This is a genomic window from Clostridiales bacterium (assembly GCA_015243575.1).
Classification (GTDB): domain Bacteria; phylum Bacillota; class Clostridia; order Peptostreptococcales; family Anaerovoracaceae; genus Anoxybacterium; species Anoxybacterium hadale.
Map to the genome: position 1 here is coordinate 3,372,266 of CP042469.1, position 20,793 is coordinate 3,393,058.

The 20,793-nt window shown below is 43.4% G+C and carries 21 protein-coding genes; 10 read left to right on the top strand and 11 right to left on the bottom strand.

Annotated features, from left to right (window positions below; translation table 11 throughout):
* Positions 1-240: 240 nt before the first annotated feature.
* Together FRZ06_14940 and FRZ06_14945 are read left to right on the top strand one after the other, a co-directional pair.
* On the top strand, positions 241-450 hold the full coding sequence (locus FRZ06_14940) for a helix-turn-helix transcriptional regulator (GenBank protein QOX64544.1): 210 nt from the start codon (positions 241-243) through the stop codon (positions 448-450).
* A complete protein-coding gene (locus tag FRZ06_14945; protein QOX64545.1) occupies positions 447-911 on the top strand; it encodes a hypothetical protein in 465 nt (154 codons plus the stop codon). The genes FRZ06_14940 and FRZ06_14945 overlap by 4 nt, the downstream gene beginning before the upstream one ends.
* 137 nt (positions 912-1,048) lie before the next feature.
* On the opposite strand, the gene FRZ06_14950 is transcribed toward FRZ06_14945, so the two are convergent.
* Positions 1,049-2,194 carry a lytic transglycosylase domain-containing protein gene (locus FRZ06_14950; GenBank protein QOX64546.1) on the bottom strand — a complete coding sequence of 382 codons (1,146 nt, stop codon included), beginning with the start codon at positions 2,192-2,194 and terminating at the stop codon, positions 1,049-1,051.
* A 454-nt stretch (positions 2,195-2,648) separates the two neighbouring features.
* On the opposite strand from FRZ06_14950, the gene FRZ06_14955 reads away from it, so the two are divergent.
* Positions 2,649-3,164: a transposase gene (locus FRZ06_14955; GenBank protein ID QOX64547.1), complete on the top strand. Its 516-nt coding sequence runs from the start codon at positions 2,649-2,651 to the stop codon at positions 3,162-3,164.
* Positions 3,110-3,832, top strand: a complete 723-nt coding sequence (locus tag FRZ06_14960; GenBank protein QOX64548.1) for an ISL3 family transposase — start codon at positions 3,110-3,112, stop codon at positions 3,830-3,832. Before FRZ06_14955 ends, FRZ06_14960 begins: the two co-directional genes overlap by 55 nt.
* A 235-nt stretch (positions 3,833-4,067) precedes the next feature.
* Here FRZ06_14960 and FRZ06_14965 read toward each other — a convergent pair whose 3' ends face one another.
* Positions 4,068-5,429 carry a putrescine aminotransferase gene (locus FRZ06_14965; GenBank protein ID QOX64549.1) on the bottom strand — a complete coding sequence of 454 codons (1,362 nt, stop codon included), beginning with the start codon at positions 5,427-5,429 and terminating at the stop codon, positions 4,068-4,070.
* 302 nt (positions 5,430-5,731) lie between these two features.
* Positions 5,732-6,883: a radical SAM protein gene (locus tag FRZ06_14970; GenBank protein QOX64550.1), complete on the bottom strand. Its 1,152-nt coding sequence runs from the start codon at positions 6,881-6,883 to the stop codon at positions 5,732-5,734.
* 242 nt (positions 6,884-7,125) lie between these two features.
* Here FRZ06_14970 and FRZ06_14975 point away from each other — a divergent pair, with 242 nt between their 5' ends.
* From FRZ06_14975 to FRZ06_15000, 6 genes are all read left to right on the top strand, one after another.
* The gene (locus FRZ06_14975; protein QOX64551.1) at positions 7,126-7,908 is read left to right on the top strand and encodes a threonine/serine exporter family protein; all 783 of its coding nucleotides are present in this window, start codon (positions 7,126-7,128) and stop codon (positions 7,906-7,908) included.
* Complete coding sequence (locus tag FRZ06_14980) at positions 7,908-8,354, top strand: threonine/serine exporter (GenBank protein ID QOX64552.1); 447 nt, start codon at positions 7,908-7,910, stop codon at positions 8,352-8,354. The genes FRZ06_14975 and FRZ06_14980 overlap by 1 nt, the downstream gene beginning before the upstream one ends.
* A 154-nt stretch (positions 8,355-8,508) precedes the next feature.
* On the top strand, positions 8,509-8,745 hold the full coding sequence (locus tag FRZ06_14985) for a ferrous iron transport protein A (GenBank protein QOX64553.1): 237 nt from the start codon (positions 8,509-8,511) through the stop codon (positions 8,743-8,745).
* Between the two features lie 2 nt (positions 8,746-8,747).
* Positions 8,748-10,754 carry a ferrous iron transport protein B gene (gene feoB, locus FRZ06_14990; GenBank protein QOX65959.1) on the top strand — a complete coding sequence of 669 codons (2,007 nt, stop codon included), beginning with the start codon at positions 8,748-8,750 and terminating at the stop codon, positions 10,752-10,754.
* A gap of 283 nt (positions 10,755-11,037) precedes the next feature.
* Positions 11,038-12,018 (top strand): magnesium transporter, encoded by a 981-nt coding sequence (locus FRZ06_14995; GenBank protein ID QOX64554.1) that lies wholly within the window; start codon positions 11,038-11,040, stop codon positions 12,016-12,018.
* Between the two features lie 68 nt (positions 12,019-12,086).
* Positions 12,087-13,436 (top strand): PAS domain-containing sensor histidine kinase, encoded by a 1,350-nt coding sequence (locus tag FRZ06_15000; GenBank protein QOX64555.1) that lies wholly within the window; start codon positions 12,087-12,089, stop codon positions 13,434-13,436.
* A gap of 19 nt (positions 13,437-13,455) precedes the next feature.
* On the opposite strand, the gene FRZ06_15005 is transcribed toward FRZ06_15000, so the two are convergent.
* The 8 genes from FRZ06_15005 to atpE all read right to left on the bottom strand — a co-directional run bounded on the left by FRZ06_15005 (position 13,456) and on the right by atpE (position 20,754).
* Positions 13,456-14,643 carry a GGDEF domain-containing protein gene (locus FRZ06_15005; GenBank protein ID QOX64556.1) on the bottom strand — a complete coding sequence of 396 codons (1,188 nt, stop codon included), beginning with the start codon at positions 14,641-14,643 and terminating at the stop codon, positions 13,456-13,458.
* A gap of 189 nt (positions 14,644-14,832) precedes the next feature.
* Complete coding sequence (locus tag FRZ06_15010) at positions 14,833-15,258, bottom strand: F0F1 ATP synthase subunit epsilon (protein QOX64557.1); 426 nt, start codon at positions 15,256-15,258, stop codon at positions 14,833-14,835.
* The gene (atpD, locus tag FRZ06_15015) at positions 15,251-16,642 is read right to left on the bottom strand and encodes a F0F1 ATP synthase subunit beta (protein ID QOX64558.1); all 1,392 of its coding nucleotides are present in this window, start codon (positions 16,640-16,642) and stop codon (positions 15,251-15,253) included. Before atpD ends, FRZ06_15010 begins: the two co-directional genes overlap by 8 nt.
* Positions 16,643-16,905: 263 nt before the next feature.
* Positions 16,906-17,757: an ATP synthase F1 subunit gamma gene (gene atpG, locus FRZ06_15020; GenBank protein ID QOX65960.1), complete on the bottom strand. Its 852-nt coding sequence runs from the start codon at positions 17,755-17,757 to the stop codon at positions 16,906-16,908.
* Between the two features lie 39 nt (positions 17,758-17,796).
* The gene (locus FRZ06_15025; GenBank protein QOX64559.1) at positions 17,797-19,308 is read right to left on the bottom strand and encodes a F0F1 ATP synthase subunit alpha; all 1,512 of its coding nucleotides are present in this window, start codon (positions 19,306-19,308) and stop codon (positions 17,797-17,799) included.
* An 86-nt stretch (positions 19,309-19,394) separates the two neighbouring features.
* Complete coding sequence (gene atpH / locus FRZ06_15030) at positions 19,395-19,934, bottom strand: ATP synthase F1 subunit delta (GenBank protein ID QOX64560.1); 540 nt, start codon at positions 19,932-19,934, stop codon at positions 19,395-19,397.
* The gene (atpF, locus tag FRZ06_15035; GenBank protein QOX64561.1) at positions 19,922-20,434 is read right to left on the bottom strand and encodes a F0F1 ATP synthase subunit B; all 513 of its coding nucleotides are present in this window, start codon (positions 20,432-20,434) and stop codon (positions 19,922-19,924) included. Before atpF ends, atpH begins: the two co-directional genes overlap by 13 nt.
* Before the next feature lie 53 nt (positions 20,435-20,487).
* Positions 20,488-20,754 carry an ATP synthase F0 subunit C gene (atpE, locus tag FRZ06_15040; GenBank protein QOX64562.1) on the bottom strand — a complete coding sequence of 89 codons (267 nt, stop codon included), beginning with the start codon at positions 20,752-20,754 and terminating at the stop codon, positions 20,488-20,490.
* Positions 20,755-20,793 lie beyond the last annotated feature (39 nt).

The following is a 20,793-nucleotide window of genomic DNA, read 5'->3' on the forward strand; positions in this document are numbered from 1 at the left end:
TTGTTGCGATTTGTTCTGTATCCAATCTCATGTTATCAGCTTTATTTTAATATTACAATAAAAAATACGAATATTATATGAAATTTTATCACTTTATTCGTCTGTTTTTATGTTTTCCCGAACTTAGGATTTCATCATAAAAACTATCATTCGTATTTTATCTTTCCTAAATATTATTTTATGTATAGTTGACTTTACATGTAAAGTCAACTATACTATTTCTAATGGAGGTGAAAACCTATGGAAACATTATTAAATATTGTAAAAGAGCTGCGGATACAAAAGGATATCTCACAGAGCAAGCTGGCTGAGTTGGTGGGAGTTACAAGACAAACGATTATTTCTTTAGAAAAGGGCAGTTATATTCCTTCCCTGCTCTTAGCCATGAGAATATCCGAGGTGCTGGATACACCGATTGAACAAATATTTCAAAAGGAGATTATTAAATGAAAAAAATTATAATTAAGAGCACAGGGAATGTAATATTATTTTTATTAGTTGGATTAGCCTTTTTATTTCCGTTTTCAGAGATAAATTCAATTCAAAGCGTGGGATTCAGTGTAACTTTATCAATCTATCCTATAATGCTCGGCGTGTATTTGATTCTCTATCCTATCCTATATTATATGGTTTCAAAGAGATTAAAATGGAGTAAAACAGATATTCATGAACTTGCATTTTCAGATGAACGGGAAAAAATAATTGTCGCAGAAGCTACGAAAATATCATATATCGTTCTCACAGGCGGATTAATATTGAGTATTGCAATCATTGGCGGAATAAAATTGTTCTCATTGTTTACCCATGAAGAAGTTAGCGTATACTTTGCCAGCATATTGCTGATTACAATTTTGCTTGTATTATCTACCATTTCATATTGTGCTAAATGGTGCCTAGAATATCGCAAATAGACTTCTATGAAAGGTATCAGAGAGGACCTATTGCAGTTCAGTACAATACAAAAAACCGGGGCATTCCCCGGTTTTTTGCTAATTTCTATATGCTTTTACTGTCATGTTTTTTATTACTCGAGATTGTCTTCACTGAATCAATTGCCGGAACCATACCCATGTGAGGTAAGGTAAGAGCTGATTCCGTCGACTGTACCAATAATTCTATTGGCATATCTCGTGGAGTAGGATCCCCTGTTAACTGCAACGGATCCCTGATTATAAGCGGAGAATCCCTTGGAAACATCGCCGCCGTAGGCTGCAATTCTTTCACTGAGATACATCGCTCCAAAATTGATACTGGTTTCAGCATCCAGGAGCTGGCTTTCACCGAGACCATATCTGGCCCCTGTCGAAGGCATTACCTGCATCATGCCGAGCGAGCCGCTGCTCCCTCTGGCTTTGGAGTTGAAGGTGCTTTCTTTATGCGCTACAGCCATGAGGATTTTCTCATCAATCTTGTAAGTTTCCGCAGCATGCTTGAACATAAATACCAGTTCCTGTGCCTTATTTTCGGAATAACTTCCATTGTACTCACGGATATAGTTTACTAATCCTTTGTTATATTTTGACTCTGCTTCTTTCCAATAGGATTTTGCAGGAGTCCCTTCTTTTGTGCTAACATAGATTCCAGTATAGGAGTCGTAATACACATCCCAGGCGAATCCGTCTTTTCCAGACATAGCCTTAAGTGGAAGATATACTACTTTGTCTCTGGTCAATACAGGCAGACCCCCAAGGTCCAATTCCCTGACCGACAGCTGCGGAATCTTTATTACTTCGTCGCTTACGGTACCTTCTGTCTCCTCGCTGATGTCCGAGTTTACTTTAGCGGTATCTCCTCCCAGAACTTTTGCTAAGCTTTGATAGTCCAACTCATACATAAGGACCTTTGCATCGCTGAATGTCTGGGTCTCGATCTCCTTTCTTTCGTTCTTCTTCCACCGTTCACTGATGTTCACCAGTGATGGCTCAGTTTTCAAAAGTTTAAGTGTGCGGCTTTCAAAATCAAATTCGGTCTTAATGCCGAATATCTCTCCCATCTCAGGTGTCAATGGGAAATAAGTCGTGTCTTTGTACAGAAAAAATGGAAACTGTAAATGGTCGTTGTCAATCGTTTCCCCATTAACAACGATTTCTTTAATAAAAAAATCTCCTTGAACGTTTTCTTCAGCATATATAGAAATTGATGAGAAAAGTAAGACAGTCAATGAAAGCCACACAGATACAAGCTTCTTTGCCATATCTATTTTCCCTCTCTTTCCTTGTCTTAAATTAAGACTTTATCATTATACCACAATTAGCCAAAATGTATACCTTTTTTTGTGTAATAGTTATATATACCAATTAAAAACATTGAAATTTGAACATTTTATACCAATTTATCCACAGCAAATCAGTAATATATTTGGCAGAATTATCAAAATATATTCGAAGATTTTGATAATTTTGATATTTATTTTGGAGGCTTCTTTTACTTACAAAAGCCAAAATGATTCTACAAAATAACGCATATTACGACGAGATCGATTCTTACTTTCTGTCGTAGGAATCGAAAAAATGGCTCTATAATAAATGTTGTGGTGTTTTAGAAATTAAAATGCCACAGCATTTTGTTTTTTGCAAAAAAGATAGAGCATAAAGCAGATCTCAAGTAGAATGAAGTTACCACACACCATTTCGAAAGGAGATTAGCTTATGCTCTACCCAAATTGTACAGCAGACTTGCTGGGATTAAAAGATGTAATTGTAACCAGAGTCGAGAATTTTAACAATCAGATTCATGTGTGGCTGGAATCTAGACTTCAGATGCAGGTTTGCCCGGTCTGCCGTCATGGAACGAAGAGAACGCATTCCTACCGCGAACAGCTTGTAAAGGACCTGCCGTTACAAGGGCTGCACTGCCTGCTCCATGTGCGAAAGCGCAGATATTACTGCCCTCACTGTGGAACTGTCTTTCAGGAAAGGTTATCGTTTCTTGCACGATATCAGCGGAATACAAAACGACTAACCTCTAAAGTATTGCATGATTACAGCTGTGAACAATCCACTGCATCTATCGCAAAAAGGAACGGCATTTCTACTGGAACAGCGATAAGAATCTTCGATAGAGTATCATATCCGCTTCCAAAGTTGCCAAGGGTTCTTTCTATCGATGAATTCAAGGGAACGCAGGTGGGCGCAAATTTCAGTGCATTCTCACTGATCCTGTAAAGCATAAGGTCCTAGATATTCTTCCTTCCAAGAAAAGCGATGATTTGATCGCCTACTTCCTTCAGTTTCCTCTGGAAAAGCGCAAACAGGTTCAATATCTAGTGATGGATATGAGCCTTCAATTCCGAGATGTTATGACGCTCTGTTTTCCAGAGGCCAGTGTAATCACGGACAAGTTCCACGTTTGCCGGTATGTGACATGGGCGCTAGAAAACGTGAGAAAATCCGAGCAAAAGAAATTCAGTGATGAACGACGTAAATACTTCAAGAAAAGCCGCTGGCTACTTCTATCTCGGCAGGAAAAGCTCAACGAAGAGCAGTGCCAGCAGCTTGAAAATATGCTGGCGGTATCCGAGAAACTCCGCAAAGCGTACTGGTTGAAAGAAAACTTTTATGTATTTATGGACAGCAAAGATATCTACGAAGCAAAAAAGAATCTGAGTAACTGGAATCTATGTGCAGGAGTTGCAAAACTAGAGGAGTTTCAGAAATGCTTTGATATCATCAACAAATGGCAGCCCTACATACTCCGAGCCTTTAGCCTGGGATATACAAACGGATTTACGGAAGGCTGCAATAATCGGATCAAAGTCTTGAAGCGAAACTGTTACGGAGTCCGAAATTTTAGCCGCTTTCGCAATCGAATCCTTCATATGATGGCAGCCTGATTAAAATGAATCATTTCGACTGTTCCAATTCCTGGCCTACCTACAATATGGCTTGTTTTGTTATGCCCTTACCAACTAGTTCCCATAAAACAATCCAGCGATGGATTGACCTTCGCTGGATTGAAACACATTTTTACTTATTTTTTATTTTACTTGAGAGCTCTACCACAACATTTGACATAGAGCCGAAAAAATCCCGGTGCGCCTTAGGCGCTCCGGGATCATGTTACTCTGTTTAAAGCTGGAATTCAGCCTTTGCATCTGCAAGAGATTCATCCAGCTTGGAAATGACTTCGTCAATGTGCTCATAGGATAAAGTTGCAGGTGGCTCAATTCTTACGGTCTTGGCATTAACAAGTGTTCCTGCTGTCATTACGTGTCTTTCGAACAGCCCCTTTGTCACTTTGTATCCAACTTCTGCTTCTGGGAATTCCATAGCAATCAAAAGTCCTGCGCCTCTTACAGCCTTCAGAACTGTCGGATATTTTTCCATCAGTATGCCGAGCTTTTCCATGAAGTAGTCGCCCTTCTCTTTGCAAACCTTTGGAATGTCATTTTCAAGCATATACTTGATGGTTGACAGTGCAGCCGAGCAAGCAAGAGGATTTCCACCGAAGGTTGGTGATCCAAGAATCCATGGATTCTCAATGAGCTTTTCTCCCCAGCACCAAGGTCTTGCAATAATACCGGTAATCGGCATGATTCCGCCGCCGAATGCTTTTCCGTAGGTCATAATGTCCGGGGTAACGTCATCTGCTTCACATCTCCACATGGTTCCGGTTCTTCCCATACCAGTCTGGATTTCGTCAAAGATCAAAGCCACGCCATACTTGTCACAGATCTCTCTGACTGCCTTCAGGTATCCTGCCGGAGGAATAATAACTCCTGCTTCTCCCTGAATTGGCTCAATGATAACGCCGGCAACCTTCTCACCCACTGCCTGAAGATTCTTAATAGCAGCTTCCATTGCATCGGCATCACCGTATTTTACGTGCTGAACCTGCTGAATCATAGGAGCATAGTCTTCTCTGTAAGCGCCTTTTCCTCCCATGGAGATCGCTCCCATGGATTTTCCGTGGAATGCACCGACCGTAGAGATATACCATCTTCCGCCTGTAGCAAGACGAGCAAGCTTAAGGGCCATTTCAACTGCTTCCGCTCCGCCGTTTGTAAAGAACGCATACTGCAGATCTCCAGGAGTAATCATCGCAAGAATATTTGCAAGATAACCTCTGAGCGGATCTACCAGTTCCTGGCTATGTAATGCGTATCTGTCAAGCTGCGCTTTTACGGTCTTTAAAATCTCAGGATTTCTGTGTCCACAAGTATAGATTCCGAAACCTCCCAGGCAGTCGATGAACTGAGTTCCATAAAGGTCTTCAAAATGATCCACAGAGTCTGTCCATTCAACGAATGCGGCATTGTCGGACACGGATTTTCTGTATTCCAGCCATCCTGGATTAACATTTTCATTAAAGTTTGCAATGGAATCCTTAACGATTCTGTCTTTATCATCTTTTGACAGCTCTGCCTTCTCGATATAGCCTACAACTCTCTGAGCTTCTTTTAATGCTAATTCTTTGTTACATGCGGTCATGGTATAAAACCTCCTCAATTTTAACTTATAACTCTTTCTAGAGCAGCTAACGATTGCCATTAATATATTCAAATATCATGCCAACTTTATTTCTCCTCCGAAAAATATTATAATTTTCTGAATTTATCCCCAAATTCAAAGGGTTTGAGATGCTTTCAGTTTTTTTAAAATCGAGCTTATTGTCAGAATATTTTTCTCAAATTTAGTATAATAATTGAGATTTGTCTCAAATTCGAGACAAATCTAAACCTCGTATCAAGATTACCCTCTGGATCCATTTGATGGATTGCAATCTCTTTCCCTTATATATAATCCATCAAAATCTCATTCATCTTTTCATCCCAAAGCACTTCTTCTGTTATGGAACGAATCGATTGTTCCAGCCGAAGCCGCTGATCCTTTGCCAGCAGAAGTAAATCACTGGGCTCAGAGACCATTCCGCAGCGCCTTGCCAGCTGAAAGAGCTTTTGCTGAAGCGGCGGCAGCGCAAAATACTCATTAATCTTGGCCAGCATGTTCTGGGAATCAGCATCAAGTCTTCCCTCAACATTTTGAAGGAGGTTGATGATATGGTCACTGGCCAGATATCCGGTACAGCCCTGGGAATTTTCTATCAGCAGTTTGACCTCAGTAAGCTTATCATTTTCACTGCATAAGCGGATACGTCCGCCCCTGTAATCCTGCCACAAGTCTGTGCCCTCCTTGATCACAGCACTTCTGAGCCTCACAAAATCAGGGTTTATGGCACGAACCACCCTGGCTGTCTCAAGGGCATTTTCTGTCGAAAGATCTTTCCCTCCTATCCCGGGCATGAAATATACTGAAAGTTCAATGCCGCCCGCCTTAATATTGTGTCCTGCCAAAATTTCCTGCTCTGCCGTTACCCCTTTGTCAATGAGCTGCAACACCTGGTCTGATCCGGATTCAAAACCGGAATGAATGCGATCAAGTCCCGCTTTCTTTAGCTGTGTGTATTCGTCCGCCGAAATCTTTGCAAGGGTTTCAGCTCTCCCATAAGTCGTAACCCGCTTGATGCTTGGAAGCTTTTCTCTTAAGTAGCGCAGAACTTCAAGAACTCGCTCCGTCTTAACCGCAAGAGAATTTCCATCCTGTAAAAAAACATTCTCACCACCTCCTGCAAGCCAGCGGTATACTAAATAGTAGCAATTTTTTTCTTCCTGCGTCATGCCTTCAAATCTTGACAGTGCTGTTTTTTTGTTTAGCGTCCCATCTTGATTCATGTAGCTCGTGACCATGTCAGCATATTCCGCCATGACATCAATATCTCTTTTGATGCTATCTACAGAAAATACTCTGAACCTTTCATGCTTGTAAATGCTGCAAAACTTGCAGCGGTTCCATGTGCACCCCCCAGTAATTTGCAATAGCAAGCTATTCGCCTCGCTCGGAGGACGAATGGGACCAATTCGATAGGTCGTCTGTTTTTCTTCCATAATATTGCCACCCTTTTATTTTTATATAATAGTAGTAACCCATTTATCGTATGATATTGATAGCGTGATTTTTCTGAAAGGAGGGTACCCTCCTTTGACAAAGTAAGGATAGTACTATTTTATCATATCATCTGCTGTAGGGGCGAACACAATATGTTATAATAAATACATGTATTTTAACTGGTCTTACATTTGCGATTCATACGTCGGGCAAATTATGTTATAGGGGGAAGCGTGCATCTATGATTAATCAGATACAAAAAAAAGTACTCATCCTGGCGCTCCGTGCCGGTGAGCTGATGATGAAAAGCGGTGCGGAAGCATATCGGGTAGAGGACACCATCACAAGGATCTGTAAAGCATGCAAAATTCCTTATGTAGAAGTGTTCGCTACTCCAACCGGAATATTCCTGTCTCTTGACCAAGGCTCTGAAGACAGCGACATGCACACCTTTATCAAGCGAATTAAGGGCACCGGTATCGATCTTGCAAAAATATCTCAAATCAATCATTTTTCCAGAGAATTTGCCAGTACCGACTTGTCCATTGATGCGGGGCTAAACAGACTGAAAGAGATCGCGACAATGAAACCCTATGCACTGCTTGTAAGAATTCTCGGTGCAGCACTGGTATCATCTTTTTTCGCCTTAATCTTCAATGGTGATTCCAAGGACTTCTTGTGCTCATTTTTTATTGGAGCTTGCAGCTACATGCTGTCCATTCTGCTTGACAGAATCGACACCAACCTCTTCATCAGGGGATTTTGCTGCTGTGCGCTCGCCACATTTCTTGCTCTGACCTGCCTTTCCCTGGGACTGGGCACCGATCAAAATGCCATTATTATCGGGTCCATTATGATTTTCCTCCCTGGGGTTGCCCTGACCAATGCAATTCGCGATACCCTTGCGGGTGATATGCTGTCAGGTGCCACAAAAGGGATAGAGGCCGTAATCATTGCCATTTCTCTTGCGGCCGGGGTCGGCGTTACCATCAAGCTGTGGACTCTTTTGGGAGGTGCATTCTGATGATTTGGGCATTTTTATTCGCCTTCTGCTCAACGATAGGCTTTTGCATATTGTTTCATGTGCCAAAAAAGCACATCGTCAGTGCTTCCTTTGTTGGCGCCTGTGGTTGGCTCACCTATACGTATTTCATTGAGACAGGTTCAGGCAATATCACGGCTTGTTTTGTCGGCTCATGCATAGTGGCATTGTTCAGCGAGCTTTTTTCCAGAGCCTTTAAGGATGCCGCCACCATCTTCATAATACCAGGCATCCTGCCACTGGTTCCCGGAGCAAATATGTATTATACCATGCTTGCAATCCTGGAAGGAAATTCCCAGGAAACGGCAGCAATTGGAACCGAAACGATACTAATGGCGGGAGCGATTGCCGTTGCACTGCTAGCGGTCGCTTCTGTGATCAAACTTATTTCCCAGGTAGGGAGAAATTTATTGACATGGTTGCGGTAATATAATAAACTTATTTCAGAAAAAATGGCTGTGATCAGCCATATTTTTTTGACAAAGGATAAGTCAAAACTAACTCATCTATCGATAGAATCCCTGCCATATAAAGATGGACGATTCAAATGATTCAGCAATTATGCCGGAGGCAGATTAGAATATGAAAACGACACTGGACAAACTAAAAATGGGAAGCAAGGGCATCATCAGCAACGTGGGAGGCGAAGGTGCACTGCGCAGACGTCTGCTGGATATGGGTTTGACCCCCAACACAACGGTAATGGTACGAAAGGTCGCTCCTTTGGGCGATCCCATCGAGCTTCATCTACGGAATTATGAACTGACAATCCGTCAGGAGGATGCCGGGAAAATAGAAGTAACGGAGGTGGCGGAGTGAGTATCACCTTTGCACTCATCGGAAATCCCAACAGCGGAAAGACAACACTTTTTAATCAGATAACGGGAAGCAACCAACGCGTGGGCAATTTTCCAGGGGTTACCGTTGAAAAGAAAGACGGTCCCGTCAGAGGCCATAAAGGGGTAACGGTGGTGGATCTTCCGGGGATCTATTCCCTTTCACCTTATACAGCCGAAGAAGTGGTCACCAGAGATTTTCTGATTTACGAAAAACCCGATGCCATTATCAATATCATCGACGCGACAAATATTGAACGAAATCTCTATTTGACCCTTCAGTTAATGGAACTTAATGTGCCGATGATTCTGGCCTTAAATATGATGGATGAAATCCGCAGCAACGGAGCATCCATTGACATACAGAAGCTGGAAGAACAGCTGGGCATCCCCGTTGTACCAATCTCAGCCAGCAAGAACGACGGCGTAGACGAACTAACACACCGAGCAATCAAGTGTGCCGAGCATAAGACGAAACCAAAGAACCTCGATTTCTGCTGCGGTCACGTACATAACGCAATTCATTCCATTGCCCACCTGATAACAGACGAGGCGAAGGCTGCTGGTCTTCCTTTGCGATTTGCCGCTGCTAAAATCGTGGAGGGTGATCAGCCCGTTATCGACAGATTGAAGCTGATGGAGCCCGAGCTGGACATCATTCAGCATATTGTGGATGATATGGAGTCTCACCTTAATACTGACCGGGAAGCGGCGATAGCAGATATGCGCTATGCCTTCATTGAATCCATCTGCAAAGAGTGCGTTAAAAAGTCAGCCCAATCCAGGGAGCATCTAAGGTCCGTTCAGATTGACAACATAATGACACACAAATATTTGGCAATACCCATCTTCCTTGGGATTATGTTATTTGTCTTCTGGTTAACCTTCGGAATCTTTGGTTCTGGACTAAGTGATTTGCTTTCCTTGGGAATCGATAGTGTCACTCAGGTGGTGGACCATGCCCTTTCGCAGGTAAACATCAATCCTGCCCTCCACTCACTGATCATCAACGGGGTATTTGCGGGAGTAGGAAGCGTGCTTTCCTTTATCCCCATCATACTCGTGCTGTTCTTCTTCCTCTCACTTTTGGAGGACAGCGGTTATATGGCTCGTGTTGCTTTTGTCATGGATAAACTGCTGAGAAAGATCGGCCTTTCCGGACGCTCCTTTATTCCCATGCTGATCGGATTTGGATGTTCTGTACCTGCAATTATGGCAACCCGAACCCTGCCAAGTGAACGAGACCGCAAAATGACCATTATCTTGACACCTTTTATGTCCTGCAGTGCCAAGCTCCCAATTTATGCAGTCTTTACTGCTGCTTTTTTTCCGAATCATGAGCCCCTGGTCATGATTTCCCTTTACCTTATGGGCATACTCGTGGGGATCCTTGTGGGGCTTTTGCTGAAAAAAACAGTATTTGAAGGCAGCCCGGTTCCCTTTGTCATGGAGCTGCCTCCGTACAGACTTCCATCCGCAAAAAGCGTGACCTTAAAAATGTGGGAACGTGCTGTTGATTTTCTCAAGCGGGCTTTTACGGTAATATTCATCGCGACGATTATTATTTGGGCACTTCAGAGCTTCGATTTTGGATTTAATATGGTCGCAGACACTGGAGACAGCATGCTTGCCGGAGCGGGCAAGCTAGTCGCGCCAATCTTTGCGCCACTGGGCTTTTCCGACTGGCGAGCAGCAACTGCGTTGGTTACCGGTTTAACTGCCAAGGAAGCCATGGTAAGTACGTTTGCAATCCTGCTGGGTGCGTCGGATACCGCATCTGTAACACCGCTGCTTTCCCAGCTTTTCGCACCACTGTCAGCCTTTTCATTCCTTACATTCTCTTTACTGTACATGCCATGTGTTGCTGCAATGGCTGCGGTAAGACGAGAACTGGGCGGCTGGAAAAATGCGATTCTTGCAATGTCCTTTCAGACATTCGTAGCGTGGATTGCAGCTTTCCTTGTCTACCAGATCGGATCGTTCCTTTTCTAAAGGATTTATAAATAGCAGGACTGCTTTCGGATTTTAGTAAATTTGACCAGTCCTGTTTTATTTTTCTTTTATTTTTTTATCAGAATATTCTTGCAATTATATTGTTTTATGCTATACTATAGTCAAGGTAAATAATAATACCGATTGAAAGATTTGATATAGATGGCTATATCAGTCGGCAGAAAGAGGGTGATTCCACCAGAAATGTTAAGCGAAGACTTTAAATAGCGCCAGTCATCGGAAGTAGTGATGATTGGCGTTATTTTGTTGACGAAAAAGGAAACTGGGTGGTAAAATATACCATGATACGTTTGCGAATTGGGGTGAGCAACTTTTGATTTACAATTTGGACGGAACTGCCACAAAATTGGAAAAACTAAAACCAAATGAGATACTGGGGGAAAAGCCCTGCATCGGAGTCCTTGACAGAAGTGAACTTCTCCAATGGAATCCTCATCTGGCCATCCCTGAACGAATTCTGGAAGAATGCCTGAAAGGAACTGTGTCAAAATTTGAAAGCCATGACGGCTTTGACTACGTTAGCCTCCTGATACCGGACAGAACAAGTCTTTTGGGAAGCAGCATCAGTATCTCCATTTACTTTCGGACAAACCTCCTTATTTTTATCTGTGATGAGACACAAGATTATAGCCTGCTTCACAGCATCATCAGCAGAATCGAACAGAAAGAGATAAAGAATCTAACGCTGGAGCGCGTTCTCTACGAATTTTTTGATCTGCTAACGGCCGGAGATTCCCTGTTTCTTGAAAATTTAGAACAGGAGATTACAGAACTCGAGGAATCGCTTTTTACGAAAGGAAAAAAAGATTATATTAAAGAAATCATTCTTATGAAGAAGAAGCTTCTAGTCTTAAAGCGCTATTACGAGCAGCTCTTTGACCTCTCCGAGGCGATGGAGGGAAATGAGAATGAGCTTCTGACAAACGGTATGATTCGTTACTTTCACATTCTGACGAACCGTATTAACCGACTTTCTGATTCAATCTCCAATCTCCGAGATTATGTTTCTCAAGTTCGGGAGGCTTATCAGACAGAGGTAGATATCAGCCAGAACAGAATCATGCAGCTCTTCACTGTAATAACAGCAATCTTTCTGCCGCTGACCCTAATTGTAGGTTGGTATGGCATGAATTTTCCTATGCCCGAATACCACTGGGTCTATGGGTATCCAGCAGTGATCATCACTTGCGGGGCAGTGTCTCTACTGAGTATTATCTATTTCAAAAAACACAAATGGTTTTAGTTTCCGGCAAGCATTCCTTATTCCTGCTTCAAATGCTTTCGGTATTGTAAATAATAGAGGTAATTGGAATGAATGATTTTATTGCTACATCAAAAGAAAATGAAAAGATGCCGAATCAGATTAATAAAATCATAAGAGACAAGACTCAAGTCAACCAATATATGCGAAAATATTTTAAGGAACTGAGTGTTGTCAAGTGCATTTCAGACGGCCTTGTGGTAATAGATAAATTTCACAGGCTTTACTTTCTGAATGAATCAGGAAAAGAATTCTATTTTAAGCCGGATTCCATCAAATTCTACGAGGATGTCTTTTACGGTACCTCCTATTACGATATGGAAGGCAGCCAGCTCAACTTGGAGACTCTGCCCGGAGCCCGTGCATTATCAGGAGAGACAATCGCAAATGAATCTATTAAAATTGTACGTCCTGATAAAACCCTTTACTGCAGCATCAACGGCAACCCTGTCTATGATGAAAACAATGTGCTGATCTTTGCGGTTCTCTGCATCCGTGATACAACAGAAAATATGTTAAATTACATGAAAATCGAGCAGCAAAGGGAGCGCCTTCTCAAAGTCGAGCAAGAGAAGAATGAAGCTCTTGAATCATCCATGAAGCTGAAAGATGATTTTCTTTATCTGATCACTCATGAATTCAGAACGCCAATTTCAGTCATCAACAGTGCACTGCAGGCCATTGAGCTACTCTGCAGCAAGGAGATCACGACAAATATTTCAAAATACCTGAAGACCATCAGGCAAAATACCTTCCGCCAGCTCCGCCTGGTAGACAATCTGCTTGACAATATCCGCTACGGCTCCGGCAATTTTAAGTTTCATTTCACTCGGTTTGACATTGTCTATGCGACGCTTGAGATCATAAGGTCAGTAGAGCCCTATTCAAAGCAAAAGGAAATTCAACTTGACTTCAATTCAGAACTAATAGAAAAATTCGTAATCATGGATGAAGAAAAATACGAACGGATCCTCTTGAACCTCCTTTCAAATGCGTTGAAGTTCACACCGAGCGGCAAAAGGGTCACTATTATGCTAACGGCAGATACCGTCACCGACAGTAAAATGTTATGTGTTTCCGTCAAGGACGAGGGAATCGGAATTCCGAAAGAAATGCAACAAAAAATCTTTGAACGTTTTGGACAGGTAGATGGAGTCTTATCGAGAAAAAATGAAGGAACCGGCATTGGACTGCACCTTGTAAAGCAAATCGTTCATTCTCTGAGCGGGGATATCAAGCTGGAAAGCCAAGAGGGAGAAGGAAGTACATTTTCCATCTACCTTCCGATTGGATTGAGGGAGAGCATCAAAGAAACGTCGGTTCTGAAGGAAGATGAAAACGAAAACTGCCGTATTGAGCGAGCCGTTTCCATTGAATTCAGCGACATCTACTATAATTAGGGCGCTGAAAACCTCCTGGCTAAGCTTCGAGTTTGATCTTACGCGACTTTTGCTTATTTTTATTCTCATACATCAGCAGATCTATTTTCTTTTGAAATGCTTCCGGAGTCAAGTGAGTCTTGAAGTCATAAACAGAATATCCCATGCTGAAGCTTATTTTATAAGGCTTGTCCGATACTTGATTATGTAAGTCCAGACACCTAGAGAGATTTTCAGTTGCTGCTATTAAATCCTCCTCATCTGAGATATCCATAATAATGCAGAATTCATCCCCTCCATAACGAGCAATAAAATCATTTCTTCTGATGCAGCTCTTTAAAAGTCCAGCCGCAGTCTCCAGGGCTTGGTCTCCTGTTTCATGGCCGTAAGTATCATTGATTAGTTTGAAATTATTCAGGTCGATGAGAATTGCCGAAAACGTCCGTGCCGCGGTACTGCCCGCAATCTTTGCCTTCAGATATTCCTCAAGTTTCTTTCGATTGGCAACGCCTGTAAGATAATCAGTATCCATTCTTTGATTTTGTATCGTTATAAATACGACCAGCAATGAAATGGTCAAACCATTTAAGATAAGTGAGGTTCCGTAAACATAAATTTGAACAAGGATCGAGACCAGAGGAGGCACGGGAAAGAACACAAGGGAGAAATAGTGCTTTTTCTCGATTCGCTTCCTATTTTGGGACACCATTACAAAGGCAATCAAAATAGAACCGACTGTCAGCATTGCCGGAACAAGAAAGAGCGGCCCTCGATGATAGATATTTCCCTCATCGATATAGTACAGCCAATGATACCGAAGAGAAAGCAACGTCAGCAAGCCATTGAGTGCAAGCCATAAGGACATCACCCTCGCCAGTGCCTTTACACGCCTTTCATCACGGTAAATTTCGTAATTGGCATATGCCATCCACACCACAGATGGCAGCGGCCCCATCAGAAAGACAACAAAATTACCAATGGAATTGAAGTAAACATAGTAGGTTTGGGCGTGGCCATCAAACCTGCTTAATGTATCAAAAAAAAGCAACAGCAAAGTCAGCAAAAGCATCAGATGAAAGAGCTTTTGCTGCAGAGAATATTTGTCATGCCGTCTGCAAGAATGAGCACACATCACAATGAGAATAATCGCCGAATAAAGATTGAGCATCAGATTAAACAGTAAGTTCAACGTCCTGCACCTCCCCTTCCACATTGATTTGTAAAACATCTATAGTCTAGCCCAAATGGGCAAGCGGTTCAATAGCGATTCTGGTCGTATATTGTCGAAACGATGGAAACAGTACAATTAAAATAGTGTAACTAATGCAATAATAATATAATTCGATTGAAAAGCGAAAAAAATCATGCGGTTAGTGATCCGCATGATTTCAATCATCTTTCGATGTGTTTCTATTGATTACCGCTTACGCCTATGCCCTCCGGCCTTGACATGCATACGGGTTAGAGATTTTGCAATAGCAATCTTGGCTCTTGCGACTTCTGAATCATCATTGCTGGGATGTCTCAGCCAATCTTCTGCCAATTCTTTCTCATGCTCAGCCCTTGCAAGATCAATTTCCTCAGGCCATTCTGCCGCGTCAGTAAAGATGATAATATTATCCTTCACATCAACAAAACCACCTGCGATGGCCGCAATTTTGAAGTCCTTTGATCCGGCTTCCTGAAACCAAAGCTCTCCTGCGGCAAGCAGTTTAACTGCCCAGGTATGACCTGCCATATAGCCCTCATCACCGTTCAGTGTTCTGGCGATAACGAGTTCAACCTCTCCCTTATAGAAGAGTTTGGAAGGTGTGATTACCTCCAGCAGCATACTTTTAGGCATTGCTTTGGAACCTTTCTACGACTTCGTCAATCCCTCCGGCAAATAGGAACATAGATTCAGGAATCGCATCATGTTTTCCTTCCAAAATTTCCTTGAAGCCTCTGACTGTCTCCTTGAGCGGTATATACTTACCGGGCATGCCGGTGAACGCTTCCGCAACGCTGAAGGGCTGCGAAAGGAATCTCTGAATTTTTCTTGCCCGGGAAACAACCAGCTTATCCGAATCGGACAGTTCATCCATACCAAGGATGGCAATGATATCCTGCAGGTCTTTATAACGCTGCAGCACCTCCTGTACCCCTCTGGCAGTATTGTAATGTTCTTCGCCGATAATCAGCGGATCCATTATTCTGGAGGATGACTCCAGCGGATCTACCGCAGGATAGATTCCCAATTCTGTGATGGCTCTGGAAAGAACCGTGGTTGCATCCAGATGGGCAAAGGTTGTGGCCGGAGCAGGGTCCGTCAGGTCATCGGCAGGAACGTAAATTGCCTGTACCGATGTGATAGAACCCTTCTTTGTGGATGTGATTCTCTCCTGCAGTGCTCCCATCTCCGTTGCCAAGGTTGGCTGATAACCTACCGCACTGGGCACACGACCCAGCAGCGCAGATACCTCAGAACCAGCCTGAGTAAAACGGAAGATATTATCAATGAACAGAAGCACGTCCTGTCCTTCTTCATCTCTGAAGTGCTCTGCCATCGTCAGCCCTGTCAATGCGACCCTCATTCTGGCTCCCGGCGGCTCATTCATCTGCCCGAAAACCATGGCAGTCTTTGCAATTACACCGGAGTCGATCATTTCATGATAGAGGTCGTTTCCCTCTCTCGTTCTTTCTCCTACTCCAGCAAATACGGAAATGCCTCCATGCTCTTTCGCAATATTGCTGATCAGCTCTTGGATCAGTACCGTTTTTCCTACGCCGGCTCCTCCGAATAGTCCAACCTTACCGCCTCTTGTATAAGGGGCAATCAAGTCAACAACTTTGATTCCGGTTTCAAAAATTTGTGTACTGGTATCCTGCTCGTCAAAAGCAGGTGCAGGTCTGTGAATCGGCAGCCTTGCCTCGGTATTCACAGGACCCTTTTCATCAATAGTCTCTCCGATTACATTGAACAGCCGGCCCAGCACTTCCTTCCCAACAGGGACGTTGATCGGTGAACCGCTGTCTACAGCTTCCATCCCCCGAGTCAATCCATCCGTTGAGGACAATGCAACGCATCTAACTACATCATCGCCGATATGCTGCGCTACTTCCGCAACAATATTTCTATTTTCAAAATAGATATAAATCGCGTTGAGCAGCTCCGGCATTTCTTCCGGCATAAACTTTATATCAATTACGGGACCAATGATTTGGTGTATGGTACCTTTATGACTCATTACCTTCCCTCCTTTGCTTGTTAATTTTATGCAATGCTGCGTTGCTGGCTTCTTCGCGCTTGCTTACGTATGTCCATATACGTGCGCTTCACGCTCATAAGCCGTGCCTTGCCTTGCATAAAATTTCCTGCGCAAACTTTACTTTCTGAATTTATGCAATGCTGCGTTGCTGGTTTCTTCGCGCTTGCTTACGTATGTCCATATGCGTGCGCTTCACGCTCAAAAGCCGCGCCTTGCCTTGCATAAAATTTCCTGCGCAAACTTTATTTCAGCGCTTCGGCGCCTCCTACGATTTCGGAAATTTCATTTGTGATGGCGGCCTGCCGTGTCCTGTTGTAGTAGAGGGTTAGCTCACCGATCATGTCTCTTGCATTGTCGGTGGCGTTCTCCATGGCAATACGCCTTGCAGCGTGTTCACAGGTGGCAGATTCTACGATGGCGCCATAAACCATAATTTCCACGTATTTTGGCACCAGATAGTTGAAGACCTCTTCTACCGAAGGCTCATAATCAACCTGCTTTTCCAATCTCGGAAAATCCGGATCCCTGTTGATCTCGAAGGGAAGGAGGGTTACAGATCTTACCTTCTGCTCCAGGGAACTGACAAACGAGGTATAGATGATTACTACTTCGTCAATCTGTCCGGAATTATACATATCGATGATCGGCTTACTGATATCATGGGTCTCCAGGAAGGAAATACTTTCCGGCGGGAGCATATACTCCTCAAAGATATCATAATCTCGCTTTTCAAAATATTCTTTGCCTTTTCCACCAACTGCCACGATGACCGGTTTTCCCCGATCCTCAGCGATTTGTCTTGCTGCTTCTTTAATGATATTGGAATTGAAGCTTCCGCAAAGTCCTCTGGAGCTGGTGACGATGATATAGCAAGTCGACTTGATCTCACGGTTCCCTTTCAGGTATTCCGAAGGGACTTCATTTGTATGGTGAAAAATTTCCTCAATTGACTCAGTCACATAGTGGAAATATTCTTGTGTTTTTTCAAAGGTGTTTTTGGCTTTCCGCAATTTTGCAGCAGATACGAGCTTCATGGCATTGGTGATATGTTCCATGCTGCTGACGCTTCGGATTCTGCGCTTAATATCTCTCATGTTGTTCGTTGCCATGCCTTCACCTCCTCCTTACCAGCGTCAATCGGATGATCTCAGCGATTTGAATTTCAAGATTGCAGTCTTGAGCTGCTCTTCTGTTTCCCCTTCCAGCTTACCGGTGGACTTGATTTCTTTTCCCACTTCCGGATACTGGGTATCCATAAAGCTGTAGAACTCCTTCTCAAAATCCTTGATTTCTTCGACCGGAACATCCACAAGATAGCGGTTGGTCGCGGCAAAGATGATCATAACCTGGTGTTCGACCTTGACAGGTGCGTACTGAGGCTGTTTTAAAATTTCCATCAGAACAGTACCATGTTCCAGCCGTTCTTTTGTATCTTTATCAAGATCGGAACCAAACTGTGAAAAGCTTGCCAGCTCTCTGTATTGTGCTAATTCTAGTTTTACCTTACTGGATACCTTTTTCATGGCCTTGATCTGTGCGCTTCCTCCTACACGGGATACAGAAATACCAGCGTTAACAGCAGGTCTCTGTCCTGTAAAGAAAAGCTCTGATTCTAGGAAAATCTGACCATCTGTAATGGAAATTACATTGGTCGGAATATATGCGGAGACGTCTCCCGCCTGGGTCTCAATGATAGGAAGTGCCGTAATGGAACCGCCGCCCAGCTCATCGGATAACTTTGCCGCTCTTTCAAGAAGTCTGCTGTGCAGATAGAATACATCTCCGGGATAAGCTTCTCTCCCAGGCGGTCTTCGAAGCAGCAGTGACATGGCTCTGTAAGCAACTGCATGCTTGGAAAGGTCGTCATAAATGATCAGTACATCTTTTCCCTGATACATGAATTCTTCCGCCATTGCACAGCCTGCATAAGGGGCTATGTACTGCAGCGGAGCAACCTCACTGGCAGTCGCGGAAACTACGATGGTATATTTCATTGACCCTTTGTTCTCAAGGGTTTGAACCATTTGCGCAACGGTGGATTTCTTCTGCCCTATGGCCACATAGATGCAGATGACATCCTCTGATGCCTGATTGAGAATCGCATCGATGGCAATGGCGGTTTTTCCGGTCTGCCTGTCACCGATGATCAGTTCTCTTTGCCCCTTACCAATGGGGATCATAGAATCGATGGCCTTGATTCCCGTTTGCAGCGGCTGATTGACCGATTTTCTCTGCAATACTCCGGGAGCTATATTTTCCACGGGTCTGGTTTTCGTCGTGTTGATAGGTCCCTTGCCGTCGATTGGCTGTCCAAGTGCGTTTACAACACGTCCGATCAGTTCCGGTCCTACGGGAACTTCAACAACCTTACCGGTTGGCTTTACAACGTCGCCCTCTTTGATTTCCTTATCGGGCCCCAGAATAACCGTACCGACATTATCCTCTTCCAGATTCAGCGCCATGCCGTAAACATCGCCGGGAAACTCAAGTAGTTCTCCCGCCATGCACTGATCCAAACCGTAGATTCTGGCAATACCGTCACCAACCTGTATTACTGTACCGAAATTGGATATTTCCAACTCGTTTTTATATTGTTTGATCTGTTCTCTTATGACCGCACTGATTTCTTCTGGTCTTAAATTCATATGTGCAAGTCCTCCTTATTTCTTCGCCTTTTCATTTCGCCGTATCAAAACAATTGATGTAAACCAGCAGCGAATCGATGCGTCTTTTATTGAGATCTTAGGCTTTCTCCGAGGTCATTGAGACGCTTTCTTACCGTAGCGTCGATAACCTTACCTTCAATAAAGATCCTGACTCCTCCAATGATTGAGGAATCGGTTCTGTTCTCGAGCTTTACTTTCTTGCGGATCAGATTGCTTGTTTTTTCTTCAAAAGTGGAAAGCTGTTCCGCTGAAAGCGGCCCTACAGAGAATATGGTTCCCGTAGAGAACCCCTGGCTTTCATCAATCAACTGTTTGAACCTGCGGACAATGTTTTCGAACTCTTTGGCTCTCCCCTTGTCAATCAGAATCCACAGCAGATGAATGAGCTCATCACTTATTCTCCCCGAAAAAATCTTTGTTATTGCCTGCTTTTTTTCTGCAGCAGACACAACAGGAGTTTTTATGAACTCAAAAAATTCAGGTTCCCTTTTTAGGATATCCAAAACCTCCAGAGACTCCTGCAGAAGAATTTCCGTTTTATTTACATCGGATGCTGCCTCAAACAAGGCTTTTCCATATGTCATATCAACTGTTAATTCTGCCATCCCGAATTACCTGCCTGTTCTATCACCCGCTGAATAATATCTTCCTGTCCGGCAGCATCCAGCTGCTTTTCAATGATTTTCTCAGCAGCATAAATTGCGAGACCTCCGATTTGCTGTTTCATCTCGACCACCGCCTTGAGTCTATCGCGTTCGATATCCCTATGTGCCTGCAGAATCATTTCGCTGGCCTTCCTGCTGGCATCATCAACGATCTCTTTCGCCTGTGCCTCGGCTCTAATCTTGGCGTTCTTTATAATTTCCCTGCCTTCATTCTCGATGTTTGCAAGCTGCTTCTTATATTCTGCCAGTTGTTCATCGGCAATAAGGTTTGTTCTGTCAGCTTGATCAAAAGCATCCTTTACTGCATTCTGTCGATCCAGCATGAACTGATGCACTTTTTTGAAGAAGAAAAGCTTGAGTATGACATAAAGGATCAGGAAGTTCACTGCTACCATCAGTAAAGTCCAATCCAAATGGATTAGATCTGCGTATTTTTCCAAGGCATTTCCCTCCTTCCTTGCTTAAACTTAAATTTCAACGCTCTTGTTGGCTGCTAGAGCATGCTGATGAAAGGATTCGCAAACAGGAGCACGATGGAAACGATGAACGCAAAGATACCTGTTGTTTCCGCAACAGCCTGACCAACCAGCATCGTCTTTAAAATATCTCCCTGTGCTTCGGGCTGTCTGGCTACGCCTTCTACCGCTTTGCCTGCCGCAAAGCCCTGGCCAATACCGATACCCAAAATTCCGATCATTACGATGGCAGCTCCAAGTGCGGACATACCCAATACAAATGCTTCCGGTGTTACTAATGACATGATTATTTCCTCCTTAAATACATGTTTCGTCTTGCTAAA